Source organism: Halomonas sp. 25-S5 (genome assembly GCF_029889845.1).
Classification (GTDB): Bacteria; Pseudomonadota; Gammaproteobacteria; order Pseudomonadales; family Halomonadaceae; genus Halomonas.
Genome location: NZ_JARANV010000010.1, coordinates 59,747 through 72,876 on the forward strand (window position 1 = coordinate 59,747; position 13,130 = coordinate 72,876).

The window sequence follows — 13,130 nt, forward strand, 5'->3', positions numbered from 1 at the left end:
GACTGCATGCCACCAGCCAAGCAACTGATCGGGGTGATCGACGTGCCGGGGTCGGAGCGTGATGCCCTGGCCGAGACCATCGCCCGTGACGGCCTGGCGGTATATGCCGCCGACAGCATCGAGGGACTCCCGCCGGAAACCGCCCTCATCGTGGCCCATTCCCGGGCGGTGCCCAGCGGGGACTGGACACATCTCGCTGAATGCCTGCCGACCCTGGTGGTCAGCGACGAGCGCCAGGATGCCGACCTGCTGCGCGCGGTCGATGTCGGCCTGGTGGACTACATCGTCGACCCGCTGCGCCATGGGTCCCTGCTGCGGCGCATGATCGGTAAGGCCATCGAGGTGCATCGCCTGGCCGCGGAGCGTGAGCATGATCGTGCCCGCCTGGCCCAGCTCAATGAGGACCTGGAAGAACTCAACGAGAGCCTCGAGACGCATCTGGCGATGCTGCGCCTTGATCAACAGGCCGGCGGACAGATCCAGCGTAAGCTGCTGCCCCCGCGGCCACAGACCCTCAATGACGTGACCTTCGACTACTGGCTGGCGCCCTCGCTCTACCTGTCCGGGGATTTCCTCGATTTCCAGGCTTTCGACGAGCGCTACAGCCTGTTCTATTTTGCCGATGTCTCCGGGCACGGGGCCTCTTCGGCCTTTGTCACCGTGCTGCTGAAGTATCTCTCCAATCACTGGCAGCACGAGTGGGACGGCGAGCATCCCGAGGCCCTGGCGCCGCGCTGGCTGGCGGCGCTCAATCGCGAACTGCTGGATGCCGGCATCGGCAAGCATGCGACCCTGCTCGTCGGGGTCATTGACCATCAACGTCGTTATCTCCACTATTCGCTGGGCGCGCAGCTGCCCATGCCCCTGCTGGTGTCCGATGGCAAGGTGACGCCGTTGCCCGGCGAGGGCATGCCGGTCGGCCTCTTCCCGGGGATCGACTACCCGATGCTGGGCTGCGAGCTGCCGGAGAACTTCCGGCTGTGGCTGTGTTCGGATGGGATACTGGAGTGTCTGCCGGGCGACACCCTCGATCTGCGGCTCAGGGAGCTCGAGCGGCGGGTCCTGGCCAGCGAGACGCTGGAGGACCTACGTGGCAGCCTTGCACTGGGGGCATTGGCGGACGATGATGAAGGCGTCGCCCAGAGCGCCCCGGGACACGAGGAACTGCCAGACGACCTGACGATCATGACGTTGAGCGGATTTGGCAATGATAAACAATGAAGGCCGCATCAAGGCGGCGTTCGATTCCGGGGTCTTCGTCCTCAAGCTGTGCGGAGACGTGCGCCTGACGCTCTGCGCCACCCTGGACCGTCAGGCCCAGCAGCTGGCCGAGACCCCGGGCCTCGAGACGCTGATCATCGACCTGCGCGACACCACCAACGTGGATTCCACTGCCTTGGGCTTCCTCGCCAAGGTAGCGATGGCAGTGCAGGGCCGTGTCACCGAGCGAGCGACCATCATCGCCGACAACCCGGATGTCCGGCGGATGCTTGACGTCATGGGGTTCTCGCGCATCTTCACCCTGGTGGAGACGCCGATCACCGAGACCTGTGAGCTTTGCGATCTCCCCGAGATTCCCACCGACGTCGAGGAAACCCGCCAGCGGGTCCTCGAGGCCCACCGTATCCTGATGCGCCTGAACGAGCATAACCGCGAGGAGTTTCAGCCCCTCGTCGAGATGCTCGAGGCCCAGGAGGCCGCCTCGCACGGCCATTGACCGGGCCCTCGGCGGCCCCGGTCGGTCAGCCCTTCCTCAGCTCACCCAGCAGCGCCTCCAGCTTGCGCTGGTCGGCCATGAACTTGCGGATGCCTTCCGCCAGCTTATCGGTGGCCATGGCATCCTCGTTCATCTCCCAGCGGAACTCGGCCTCGTCCTGGGGCTCGGGGGCGCGAGTCTCGGCGTCCAGCGGCATAAGCCGACGCTCCAGGTTACCGGTGGTGTCGGCCAGCTCTTCCAGCAGCTTGGGCGAGAGGGTCAGGCGGTCACAGCCGGCCAGGGCGATGATCTCGCCGGCGTTGCGGAAGCTCGCGCCCATCACGATGGTGTCGTAGCCATGCCCCTTGAAGTGTTCGTAGATGCGCCTGACGGACTGCACGCCCGGGTCGCGGTCGCCACTGAAGTCGGCATCGGGCTCCTGCGCCTTGTGCCAGTCCAGTATCCGGCCGACGAAGGGCGAGACCAGGGTGACGCCGGCATCCGCGCAGGCCCGGGCCTGGGCGAAGCTGAACAGCAGGGTGAGGTTGGTGTGGATGCCTTCGCGCTCGAGAGTCCGGGCGGCACGGATGCCTTCCCAGGTGGCGGCGACCTTGATCAGGATGCGCTCGGGACCGACGCCGTGACGCCCGTAACGCTCGATCAGCGAGCGGGCCCGCGCCAGGGTGGCGTCGCTGTCGAAGGAGAGGCGGGCGCTGACCTCGGTGGAGACATGGCCCGGTATCAGGGCACTGACCTCGCTGCCGATCTCCACGGCCACCGCGTCCAGGGCATCGTCGATGTCGGTCGCATGGCGGGCGATTTCGGCCAGCCGTGCGCGGCGTGCCTCCTGCTGGGCCGCCTGGAGGATCAGTGACGGGTTGGTGGTGGCATCGGTGGGCGAGAAGCGGCGAATCGCCTCGAGATCACCGGTGTCGGCGACCACGGTGGTCATGGTCTTGAGTTGTGAAAGCAGGTCATCTGCCATGGCGGGATCCCTCCGGTTGTCGTGGGGGCCACTCTAGCAAGGCGAGGTGGCCGAATATAGACGATCGAGGCAGGGGCTACGGTTTCAGGTATCATTAGCTTACTATCTGTTTGTCCGGTTGCTGCCTCGGAGGCGCCTTGACCCTGAATCCTCGACGCGTGGCGCTGCTGGTGGCCGCCAATACGGCCCTGGCGCCCTTCGCCATCGATGCCTACCTGCCGGCCATGTCGGCGATCGCCGGGCATATCGGCGCCAGCATCCATCACACGGAGCTGTCGCTCTCCACCTTCCTGGCCGGCTTCGCCCTGGGCCAGCTGGTGTTCGGCCCGGTGTCCGATCGGGTGGGGCGCAAGCCGGTGCTGCTGGGTGGCCTGGTGGTCTTCCTGCTGGCCAGCCTGGTGATCGCTACGGTGGGCTCTCTGGGTGAGCTCTTGACCTGGCGCTTCGTCCAGGCGCTGGGCGGTGGCGCGACCGTCGTCAACTCGGCGGCCATCGTGCGCGACTGTTTCAAGGGCCGTGAAGCCGCCAAGGTGATGTCGACCATGGCCATCATCATGCTGATGGCGCCGCTGGTGGCGCCGGTGGTGGGCAGCGGGCTGCTGTATCTCGCCGACTGGTGGCTGATCTTCGTGTTCCTTGCCGCCTACGCCGGTTTCTTGATGTGGCTGCTGGGCACCCGGCTACCCGAGACGCGACCGTCCGGCCGGTCTGCGGCAACGCCGGCCAAGGTGCTGGTCAACTATGCCAGCGTGCTTGGCGATCGTCGGGCCATGGGCTTCATCGCTGCCGCCTCGATGTCGTTCGCTGGGCTGTTCGCCTTCGTCACCGCCTCGCCGTTTCTCTATCTCGAGCACTTCGACCTGACGCCGTCACTCTATCCGCTGGTGTTCGGCGTCAACGTGGTGGCCATGGTGGCCTCCAATCGCCTCAATATCCGCTTGCTGAGATGGCGCACGCCCCTGCAGAACTTGCGCCTGGGGCTGGGTATCCAGCTGGCCGCCGGCCTCGGACTTGCGCTGGTGGTGGTCACCGGGCGGGAGTCGCTTGCCACCATGGTGCCGCTGATCATGCTGTTCGCCGGCACCATCGGCCTGATCGCCCCCAACGCCATCACCTCGCTGCTCGACCGCTTCCATCACATGAGCGCCACCGCGGCCGCCCTGCAGGGCAGCCTACAGTTCTCCAGCGGCGCCCTGGCCGGGGTGCTGGTGGGCGCCTTCGAGGTGGACAGCGCCTGGCCGATGGTGGGCACCATGCTCGGCGCCTCGCTGCTGGCCAATTTCGGCATTCGCGTACTGGCCGGGCGTCCCGAGCTAGAGTGAGGGTCGGATTCGCCGGCGGCGGTCAAATGTCATGAAGCTGTCATCTGAGTGGGGCAAGGTGTGACTCGCGAAGGTTGCACACTGTCCCCATCAGGAGATCGCTCCATGAATCGCATCCTCAAAAGCCGCGCTGTCAAGACCACGGCCATCGCCGCCGCCGTCATGAGTGTGGCCACTGTGGCCCACGCCCGTGATCAGATCCACATCGTCGGATCCAGCACCGTCTACCCGTTCGCCAGCTATGTGACCGAGGAGTTCGGTGCCGTGACCAGCAACCCGACGCCGGTCATCGAGTCCACCGGTTCCGGCGGTGGACTGCGCCTGTTCTGCAACGGTGTGGGCGAGGGCACTCCGGACATCACCAATGCGTCTCGCCGCATCAAGCTCTCTGAGCTCGAGCGTTGCATCGAGAACGGCGTGACCGACGTCACCGAGGTGAAGATCGGTTCCGACGGCATCGTCTTCGCCCAGTCCAGCACCAATGAGGCCATCGAGCTGACCCTCGAACAGCTGTTCCTGGCCGTGGCCGCCAAGGTGCCGGTCGATGGCGAGCTGGTCGACAACCCCTACACCAACTGGAGTGACATCGACGCCTCGCTGCCGGATCGCGAGATTTCCATCTACGGCCCGCCCAGCACTTCCGGTACCCGCGATGCCTTCGAAGAGCTCGCCATGGAAGTCCCGTCAGAGGAGATGGAGGCCTACGGCGGCGAGGCCTACACTGAGGTACGTTCCGACGGCGCTTACATCGATGCCGGGGAGAACGATAACCTGATCGTCCAGCGTCTGAGTGAAGACACCGATGCCTTCGGCATCTTCGGCTACTCTTTCCTCGAAGAGAATCCCAACGCCCTGATCGGCACCGCCATCGAGGGCGTGGCGCCGGAACCCGAGGCGATCAGCGCCGGGGACTACCCGATCGCCCGCTCGCTGTGGTTCTACGTCAAGAACCAGCACGCCGATGCCGTGCCGCCGCTGTACGACTATGTCGACATGTTTGTATCCGAGGCCATGATCGGCAAGGGTGGCTACCTGAGTGACCTGGGCCTGATCCCGCTGACGGAAGCCGAGCGTGAGCAGACCCGCGAGAAGGTTGCCAACCGGGCCCAACTCGAGGTCGACGACCTCAAGTAACAACCCGTTGGGCAGGGATGCCTGATCCGGCCGGCAGCCCACGGCTGCCGGCCGTCTCACGTTCCGGCAGGCACGCTGCCGTCGTTATCCACCGAGAGAGACCTATGCAGACCAACCAACTCCTCGCCATGTTCAGCGGCGTCCTGCTGCTGCTGGGTCTGATAGCCTTCTTCCTGGGTCGTGCCAAGGCCGCGCGAGTGCGCGCCAGCGGCACGGCCATGTATGCTCAACCCGACCAGTACGCCTGGTTCGCCGTGCTCGCCACCGCCGGGCCGGCGATCACCGTGGGCGCCATCGGGGCCTTCCTGATGCTGCTGTTGGGCGCCGATATCCCCACCTTCTATTTACTGGCCGGCAGCCTAGTGATCGCCGCTATCGGCCTGATGGTGGGGGTGAGCCAAGTAAAGCCCGACTTCCATGCCCGCCAGGCCATCGAGTGGGTGATTCGCCGGATCCTGGTCGCGGCGGCCATGATCTCTATCTTCACCACCTTTGGCATCCTCTTCTCGATCGTCTTCGAGGCGCTGCGATTCTTCCAGATGCACAGCTTCTGGGACTTCATCACCGGCACCGTCTGGAACCCCGGCGCCAGCTTCCTGGCCGCCGCGGGGCGCGGCGACGAGGGCGGCAGCGCCGCCCAGTTCGGTTCGGTGCCGCTGTTCGCCGGCACCTTCATGATCACGGCCATCGCCATGCTGGTAGCGATTCCCGTGGGCCTGCTCTCGGCCGTCTACATGGCAGAGTTCGCCCCGTCGCGGGTGCGCACCCTGGCCAAGCCGACCCTCGAGGTGCTGGCCGGCATTCCCACCGTGGTCTATGGCTTCTTCGCCGCCATCACGGTGGCGCCGATCATCGTCGACGTGGCCGGCTTCTTCGGCCTGGATGCCTCTTTCAACAATGCCGTGGCGCCCGGGGTGGTGATGGGCATCATGATCATCCCCTTCATCTCCTCGCTTTCCGACGACGTGATCAGCGCGGTACCGGACAGCATGCGGCAGGGCTCACTGGCACTGGGCATGACCAAGGGTGAGACTATCCGCGACGTGGTCATTCCCGCGGCGCTGCCGGGGATCATCTCCGCCTCGCTGCTGGCGGTCTCGCGGGCGCTGGGCGAGACCATGATCGTGGTGATGGCGGCGGGCATGCGGCCCAACCTCACTGCCAACCCGCTGGAGGACATGACCACGGTGACGGTGCGTATCGTGGCGGCGCTGACCGGTGACCTGGAGTTCGAGAGTGCCGAGACGCTCTCTGCCTTCGCCCTGGGTCTGGTGCTGTTTGCCGTCACCCTGAGCCTGAACCTGGTATCGGTGCTCATGATCCGCCGCTTCCGCGAGAAGTATCGCGTCAACAACCTGTAACGCCGAGGAATCGCCGAGATGAGTCAATCCTTCGACGACATCAGCGCCCAGCTGCGCAAGCGCCACCGCAAATCGGCACGACTGAAGTGGTTCTCCATGGGCGCCCTGGGTCTCGCCGGCCTGTTCCTGGTGCTGTTCTTCGCCGACATGCTGTCCAAAGGGCTGCCGGCCTTCCAGCAGGCGCAGATCCAGGTGGAGGTCGACTACAACGAGGATGCCCAGCGCATGGGGCGTGCCGCCCTGGACCCCGAGGTGTCGCGCCTGGTGAGCCGTACCTTCGAGCGCCTGATCCCGGTCCGCATGCGCGACAATCCGTCGCTGATGGGCACCACCGAGACCCGCTGGGTGCTGGCCGACAGCGAAGTGGATCAATACCTCAAGGGCAACCGCAACAAACTCAGTGAGTCCCAGAAGACCACCGTCGATGCCCTGGTGGAACAGGGCCGGGCGGAGCTCAAGTTCAACACCACCTTCTTCACCAGCGGCGATTCCAAGATGCCGGAAGCGTCGGGCATTCTCTCCGCTGCCGTGGGCACAGTGATGACCTTGCTGGTGACGCTGGCCATCGCCTTCCCCATCGGGGTGATGACGGCGGTCTACCTGGAGGAGTTCGCCCCCGACAACCGCCTGACCCAGATCATCGAGATCAACATCAACAACCTGGCGGCGATTCCTTCGATCCTGTTTGGCCTGCTGGGCCTGGCCATCTTCATCAACTTCTTCGGCGTGCCGCGTTCCACGCCGCTGGTCGGCGGCATGACCCTGGCGCTGATGACCCTGCCGGTAATCATCATCGCCACCCGCACGGCACTGCGCAGTGTACCGGACACGATCCGCCACGCCGCCTTCGGGGTGGGCTGCTCGCGCTGGCAGGTGGTGCGCGACCACGTGCTGCCGCTGGCCATGCCGGGCATCATGACCGGTTCCATCATCGGCCTGGCCCAGGCCATGGGCGAGACCGCACCGCTGATCATCGTCGGCATGGTGGCCTTCATTCCCGACGCGGGGAGCTCTTTCACCCAGGCCGCCACCGTACTGCCGGCGCAGATCTTCACCTGGGCGGGCGAGCCGGATCAGGCCTTCGTCGAGAAGACCGCCGGGGGGATTCTTGTGCTGCTGGCGATCCTGATCTTCCTTAACGCCACTGCCGTCGTCCTGCGCAAGAAGTTCGAACGCCGCTGGTAGGCCACGCTACGTTACAGGATATCCATAGATGAACATTCACGTTGCCGAGCGGAGTACCGCGCCCATGTCAGGTCACGAAAGGTCACGTCAGGAAAACTCCCGTCCCGAACCCGGTCAGCCGGTGACCCGCAATAATGACGCCCATCATGAGCTGAGCATCCGCGTTCGCGACCTCAATCTCTGGTACGGCCAGAGTCAGGCGCTGAAGAACCTCAACATCGATGTCTACCAGAAGAACATCACGGCCCTGATCGGGCCCTCGGGCTGTGGCAAGTCCACCTTCCTGCGCTGCCTGAATCGCATGAACGACCTGATCCCCAGCGTGCGTCTCGAAGGGCTGGTGGAGATGGATGGCCGCGATGTCAACGCCGCCAAGATGGACGAGGTGGCGCTGCGCCGCCGGGTGGGCATGGTCTTCCAGAAGCCCAATCCCTTTCCCAAGTCGATCTACGACAATGTCGTCTACGCGCCGCGCATGCACGACCTGGTGAGCCGCAAGGCCGACCAGGATGAACTGGTAGAGAAGGCGCTGCGCGACGCCGGCTTGTGGGAGGAGGTCAAGGACAAGCTGCACCAGCCGGGTACCTCGCTCTCCGGTGGCCAGCAGCAGCGCCTGTGCATCGCCCGCGCCATCGCGGTGCAGCCCGACGTGATCCTGATGGACGAGCCCACCTCGGCGCTGGACCCGATCTCCACGGCGACCATCGAGGACCTGATGGACAAGCTCAAGCAGCAGTTCACCATCATCACCGTGACCCACAACATGCAGCAGGCGGCGCGGGTGGCAGACTACACGGCCTTCTTCCACCTCGGCGAGATCATCGAGTACAACGACACCCGTACGATGTTCGCCAACCCGGCCACCAAGAAGGCCGAGGACTACATCACCGGCCGCTACGGCTGAAGCGAATACTCGCGGCAAGGACGACGGGGAGGCCAAAGCCTCCCCGTCGTCGTTGACGCTGTCATATGATTGACATCCCGGTGCGTTATATATGATATTCCATATATCTCAAGGGGCCATTCCCATGGCGAAACAGCGTGTGCTCTTCCTGTGCAATGCCAATTCCGCCCGCTCGCTAATGGGGGAGGCGCTGTTGCGCCACCTGGCAGGCGATACGTTCGAGGCCTACAGCGCGGGCAGCGAGCCGAATGAACCCGCTGCGATGACCCTGGCGGCATTGAAGAAGCAGGGTATTTCCACCGAAGGGCTGGCCAGCAAGTCGCTGGATGATTTCGCCGGCGAACATTTCAATGCCGTTATCGTGCTCTGCGACAAGGCCCAGCAGGCGTGCCGAGACTGGCAGGGCGAAAGCGACGAGCACCTCTACTGGGACATTCGCGACCCGCGCCTGATCGGTCGTTCCGACGCCTACGAGCAGGCCCTCAACGAGATTCGTCATCGCCTCTCGCTGTGGCTTCAGATTAAGGCCCGGGACGACGATCTCTGAGGGTGTCTCCCGGCGTTCATTCTTCATCAGGAGAACACCATGCCCCTACGTATCGGCATCAACGGCTTCGGCCGTATCGGTCGCCTGGTCCTGCGTAGCCTCTGGCCCCGCGTTACGGCGGGCGAGGTCGAACTTTCGCGCATCAATGACCCGGGTGGCGATGCCGCGACCTTCGCCCACCTGCTGGAGTTCGACTCGGTACACGGACATTGGAGCCCGGGGCAGGGGATCCACGGCGATGGTGATGCCATCCTGATTGACGGCCACCGCATCGCCTTCAGCACGCACAAGGCGGTGGACGAGGGCGACTGGTCCGGCTGCCAGGTCGCCATCGAGTGCTCCGGCAAGATGAAGACCACGGAGGCGCTTCAGGCCTATCTCGACCAGGGCGTCGAGCGAGTGGTGGTCAGCGCGCCGGTGAAGGAGGCGGGCGTGCTGAACGTGGTGGTGGGCGTCAATGATGACAGGTACGACCCCGACGTCCATCGCATCGTCACCGCGGCGAGCTGCACCACCAACTGCCTGGCGCCGGTGGTCAAGGTGATCCACGAGATGTTCGGGATCCGCCACGGCTCGATGACCACGGTGCACGACATCACCAACACCCAGGTCATCCTCGACGCCCCGAGTTCTCCACAGAAGCCGGACCTGCGCCGTTCACGCGCCTGCGGCATGAGCCTGATCCCCACCACCACCGGCTCGGCCAAGGCGATCACCGCCATCTTCCCGGAACTCGAGGGCAAATTGAACGGGCATGCCATCCGAGTGCCGCTGGCCAACGCCTCGCTCACCGACATGGTCTTCGAACTCGAGCGCGAGGTGACGGTGGGGGAGGTCAATGCGGCGCTAGAGGCGGCCGCCGAGGGCCCGCTTGCCGGCATCCTCGGCTATGAGGAGCGTCCGCTGGTCTCCATCGACTACCGCACCGACCCCCGCAGTTCGATCATCGATGCGCTCTCCACCATGGTGGTCAACGGTACCCAGCTCAAGCTCTACGCCTGGTACGACAACGAGTGGGGCTACGCCAATCGCACCGCCGAGCTGGCCTTGAAGGTGGGGCGTGGTTGACAGAAGCTCTCTCGCCGCTCGCCTGCGAGCCTTGCCCTTCGAGGTACGCCAGTACCTGCTGATTACCGGCAACTACTGGGCCTTCACCCTGACAGACGGCGCCCTGCGCATGCTGGTGGTACTGCATTTTCACCAGTTGGGCTACACGCCGCTCGAAGTGGCGCTGCTGTTCCTCTTCTATGAGGCCTTCGGCGTGGTCACCAACCTGGTAGGGGGGTGGCTGGGCGCCCGCCTGGGGCTCAACCGCACCATGAACGTTGGGCTCGCGCTGCAGGTCGTGGCGCTGTCCATGCTGATGGTGCCCGCTACGGCCCTCACCGTGCCCTGGGTGATGGCCGCCCAGGCCCTCTCGGGCATTGCCAAGGACCTCAACAAGATGAGCGCCAAGAGCGCGGTCAAGGTGCTGGTGCCCAGGGACAGCCCCAGCGCCGGCAGCGCCCTCTACCGCTGGGTGGCGATCCTCACCGGGTCCAAGAATGCGCTGAAGGGCGCCGGCTTCTTCATCGGCGGGCTGCTGCTGACCCTGATCGGCTTTCGTGGCGCCGTGATCGCCATGGCGCTGATGCTGGTCGCGGTGCTGGCCCTGTCGCTTGCCCGTCTCAAGGCCGACCTGGGCCGCCAGAAGCGCAAGCCCAGGTTCAGCGAGGTGTTCTCCAAGTCGCGGGCCATCAACGTGCTCTCGGCGGCGCGGCTGTGCCTCTTCGCCTCCCGGGACGTCTGGTTCGTGGTGGCGCTGCCGGTGTTCCTCTATGACCAGCATGGCTGGAGCCACTGGACGGTAGGCGGCCTGCTGGCCATCTGGGTGATCGGCTATGGCGGTGTACAGACCCAGGCGCCGCGCCTCACCGGCCTGGTAAAGGGCGGGGCGCGAGGCGTGACGGCTTTCTGGGCCATGGCGCTGGCCGGCCTGCCGGCACTGCTGGCGCTGCTGCCGCTGGCCGAGGTGGGGTGGCTGGTGGCGGGCTTGCTGGCCTTCGGCGTGCTGTTCGCCGTCAACTCCAGCTGGCACAGCTACCTGATCGTCCACTACGCCCGCGCCGACGGCGTCTCCATGGACGTGGGCTTCTACTACATGGCCAACGCCATGGGGCGCCTGCTGGGGACCCTGCTCTCCGGCTGGGTCTACCAGGTCTACGGCCTTACCGCCTGCCTGTGGATCTCTTCGGCCCTGGTGGCGGCCAGTGCGCTGATGGCCTTGGCGCTGCCGCGGGAGGCCAAGGCCTGATGACATGCCGGTCTCAGGAGGATGCCGGAGGCGCCGCTTGAGGCTCCCGCTCGGCGAGTCCGCGCAGTGCCCAGAGGCCCAGCACAGGTCCTGGAAGCAGCCACCACAGCACCCAGGGGCCCTGGGCCGCCCACAGGCTGCTGGTCAGCGAGATCGCCGGGATGGTCAGCGCGAATCCCACGGCATTCATCACCGCCAGCGTGGAGCCGACTCGGGCCAGGGGGGCGGTAGCGGCAGCCAGCGCCGAGAACTGCGGCGAGTCGGCGATGACCGTGAGTCCCCAGGCGCCGAGCAGGACGAGCAGCAGGCCGGGTGGCAGCCAGGGCAGCAGCGGATAGGCCAGACAGATCAGCCCGGAGGTGGCCAGGGCACGCCGTGCCACCCACAGGCTGCCGAGGCGCCGGCTCAAGACGCCGCCACCCACGCAGCCCACAAGCCCCAGGGCAATGACGCCGAACGATAGCCAGGGCACCAGGTCCTCGGTGGCGCCCAGGCGCTGGAGCTCCCGGGCTACCAGGAAGGGCGTCAGCATCCACAAGGCATAGAGCTCCCAACAATGGCCGAAGTAACCCCCGGCCACGGCCCGGAAGCGCGGCTCGCGCAGGCCGGCGAGGCCCTCTTGCAGTCGAGCGGGACCGGCGGGCGGTGGCAGGTGGGGGCCATCCCCGAGCAGGTGGATAAGGGCCCCGCCGGCCAGCGCGAGCAGCGAGGCACCGATCAGCGGCCATTCCCAGGGCATGCCCAGGGTGGTGCCACGAAGCAGGTGGGGCAGGGCGGTCCCCAGGGTCAGCATGCCGACCAGCCACGCCAGGGCCGCGCCCTTGTGGGTCGGTGTCCAGCCGATCACCAGCTTCATGCCCAGCGGGTAGATGCCGGCCAGGCACAGGCCGGTGGCGAAGCGCAACGCCAGGCTTGCGGCGAAGGACTCCGAGGCCAGCACGAAGGCCGCGTTGACCAGGGCGCCGAGCAGGCAGGAGACGGCAAAGATGCGGCTGGCGCGGAACCGGTCGGCAAGGCCGCTGGCGGCGATGCTCAGGGTGCCGAGGATGAAGCCGGCCTGAACGGTGAGGGTCAGCCGGCCGAGGTCGGCCTCGGTGAGCCCCAGGTCGCGGGACAGGGACAATCCCACGCCATTCACGCTGAACCACAGCGAGGTGCCGCAGAGCTGGGCAAGGACGATGATCGCCAGGGGGTGGCGGTGCAGGAAGGTCGTCATACCGCCATGGTCGCCCTCGCCCCAGGGGCAAGGCAAGTCCGGTGTCGGCCTGGCCGGCTGTTGCTTCGCCTGTGCGGCTGCATCACGTAGAATCGTGTTGATCCCAACCCGAGGAAATCTCCGATGTCGCTGGACCCGGTTCGCCTCTTCAAGTGCCTGGGCGACGAGACGCGCCTGATGCTGATGCTGCTCGTGCTGCGTGAGCAGGAGCTCTGCGTCTGCGAGATGACCCACGCCCTTGAGGAGTCCCAGCCCAAGGTCTCGCGACACCTGGCGCAGCTGCGTCGGTGCGGGTTGCTCAACGATCGGCGTGAGGGCCAGTGGGTCTATTACGGACTCGAGTCGAGCCTACCCGCCTGGGTGATGACCACCCTGGAGGCCGCGGCGAAAGGGTGCGCCCCCCGGCTCGCGCAGCGGCGCGAGCGACTCTCGGGCATGGGCAACCGTCCGGAGCGTCGCGCCGCCCTCTGCTGATCCAGGGCCTGGC

13 protein-coding genes are annotated in these 13,130 nt (G+C 65.9%); 11 read left to right on the top strand and 2 right to left on the bottom strand.

Annotated elements, in window-relative coordinates; genetic code table 11:
* The first annotated feature begins 6 nt into the window (after window positions 1–6).
* On the top strand, window positions 7–1,221 hold the full coding sequence (locus OP498_RS09170; RefSeq protein ID WP_280549615.1) for a fused response regulator/phosphatase: 1,215 nt from the start codon (window positions 7–9) through the stop codon (window positions 1,219–1,221).
* Entirely contained in the window at window positions 1,208–1,717 is a 510-nt protein-coding gene (locus tag OP498_RS09175) for an STAS domain-containing protein (RefSeq protein WP_280549613.1), read from the top strand. The genes OP498_RS09170 and OP498_RS09175 overlap by 14 nt, the downstream gene beginning before the upstream one ends.
* A 25-nt stretch (window positions 1,718–1,742) precedes the next feature.
* Here OP498_RS09175 and tal read toward each other — a convergent pair whose 3' ends face one another.
* Window positions 1,743–2,681: a transaldolase gene (gene tal, locus OP498_RS09180; protein WP_280553301.1), complete on the bottom strand. Its 939-nt coding sequence runs from the start codon at window positions 2,679–2,681 to the stop codon at window positions 1,743–1,745.
* 137 nt (window positions 2,682–2,818) lie between these two features.
* On the opposite strand from tal, the gene OP498_RS09185 reads away from it, so the two are divergent.
* From OP498_RS09185 to arsJ, 8 genes are all read left to right on the top strand, one after another.
* Window positions 2,819–4,003, top strand: coding sequence for a Bcr/CflA family multidrug efflux MFS transporter (locus tag OP498_RS09185; protein WP_280549608.1), 1,185 nt, complete (start codon window positions 2,819–2,821; stop codon window positions 4,001–4,003).
* A gap of 105 nt (window positions 4,004–4,108) precedes the next feature.
* Window positions 4,109–5,137 carry a substrate-binding domain-containing protein gene (locus OP498_RS09190; protein WP_280553302.1) on the top strand — a complete coding sequence of 343 codons (1,029 nt, stop codon included), beginning with the start codon at window positions 4,109–4,111 and terminating at the stop codon, window positions 5,135–5,137.
* A gap of 104 nt (window positions 5,138–5,241) precedes the next feature.
* Entirely contained in the window at window positions 5,242–6,498 is a 1,257-nt protein-coding gene (gene pstC, locus OP498_RS09195) for a phosphate ABC transporter permease subunit PstC (protein WP_280549604.1), read from the top strand.
* 18 nt (window positions 6,499–6,516) lie between these two features.
* Window positions 6,517–7,683, top strand: coding sequence for a phosphate ABC transporter permease PstA (pstA, locus tag OP498_RS09200; protein ID WP_280553303.1), 1,167 nt, complete (start codon window positions 6,517–6,519; stop codon window positions 7,681–7,683).
* Between the two features lie 121 nt (window positions 7,684–7,804).
* Window positions 7,805–8,587 carry a phosphate ABC transporter ATP-binding protein PstB gene (gene pstB / locus OP498_RS09205; protein ID WP_280549633.1) on the top strand — a complete coding sequence of 261 codons (783 nt, stop codon included), beginning with the start codon at window positions 7,805–7,807 and terminating at the stop codon, window positions 8,585–8,587.
* 124 nt (window positions 8,588–8,711) lie between these two features.
* Entirely contained in the window at window positions 8,712–9,134 is a 423-nt protein-coding gene (locus OP498_RS09210; RefSeq protein WP_280553304.1) for an arsenate reductase ArsC, read from the top strand.
* Between the two features lie 39 nt (window positions 9,135–9,173).
* On the top strand, window positions 9,174–10,202 hold the full coding sequence (locus OP498_RS09215; RefSeq protein WP_280553305.1) for an ArsJ-associated glyceraldehyde-3-phosphate dehydrogenase: 1,029 nt from the start codon (window positions 9,174–9,176) through the stop codon (window positions 10,200–10,202).
* Complete coding sequence (gene arsJ / locus OP498_RS09220) at window positions 10,195–11,427, top strand: organoarsenical effux MFS transporter ArsJ (RefSeq protein WP_280553306.1); 1,233 nt, start codon at window positions 10,195–10,197, stop codon at window positions 11,425–11,427. The genes OP498_RS09215 and arsJ overlap by 8 nt, the downstream gene beginning before the upstream one ends.
* A 13-nt stretch (window positions 11,428–11,440) precedes the next feature.
* Here the strand turns inward: arsJ and OP498_RS09225 are convergent, their stop codons facing one another.
* Entirely contained in the window at window positions 11,441–12,643 is a 1,203-nt protein-coding gene (locus OP498_RS09225; RefSeq protein ID WP_280549594.1) for an MFS transporter, read from the bottom strand.
* 123 nt (window positions 12,644–12,766) lie between these two features.
* Between OP498_RS09225 and OP498_RS09230 the strand changes: the two genes are divergently transcribed.
* On the top strand, window positions 12,767–13,117 hold the full coding sequence (locus OP498_RS09230) for a metalloregulator ArsR/SmtB family transcription factor (RefSeq protein WP_280549592.1): 351 nt from the start codon (window positions 12,767–12,769) through the stop codon (window positions 13,115–13,117).
* The last annotated feature ends 13 nt before the right edge of the window (window positions 13,118–13,130 follow it).

Bases quoted from the DNA above. Each gene is read 5' to 3' on its own strand.
- OP498_RS09215 (WP_280553305.1), top strand. From the start codon at position 9,174: ATGCCCCTACGTATCGGCATCAACGGCTTCGGCCGTATCGGTCGCCTG.
- pstA (WP_280553303.1), top strand. From the start codon at position 6,517: ATGAGTCAATCCTTCGACGACATCAGCGCCCAGCTGCGCAAGCGCCAC.
- OP498_RS09230 (WP_280549592.1), top strand. From the start codon at position 12,767: ATGTCGCTGGACCCGGTTCGCCTCTTCAAGTGCCTGGGCGACGAGACG.
- tal (WP_280553301.1), bottom strand. From the start codon at position 2,681: ATGGCAGATGACCTGCTTTCACAACTCAAGACCATGACCACCGTGGTC.
- OP498_RS09210 (WP_280553304.1), top strand. From the start codon at position 8,712: ATGGCGAAACAGCGTGTGCTCTTCCTGTGCAATGCCAATTCCGCCCGC.
- pstC (WP_280549604.1), top strand. From the start codon at position 5,242: ATGCAGACCAACCAACTCCTCGCCATGTTCAGCGGCGTCCTGCTGCTG.
- OP498_RS09170 (WP_280549615.1), top strand. From the start codon at position 7: ATGCCACCAGCCAAGCAACTGATCGGGGTGATCGACGTGCCGGGGTCG.
- OP498_RS09225 (WP_280549594.1), bottom strand. From the start codon at position 12,643: ATGACGACCTTCCTGCACCGCCACCCCCTGGCGATCATCGTCCTTGCC.
- OP498_RS09190 (WP_280553302.1), top strand. From the start codon at position 4,109: ATGAATCGCATCCTCAAAAGCCGCGCTGTCAAGACCACGGCCATCGCC.
- OP498_RS09175 (WP_280549613.1), top strand. From the start codon at position 1,208: ATGATAAACAATGAAGGCCGCATCAAGGCGGCGTTCGATTCCGGGGTC.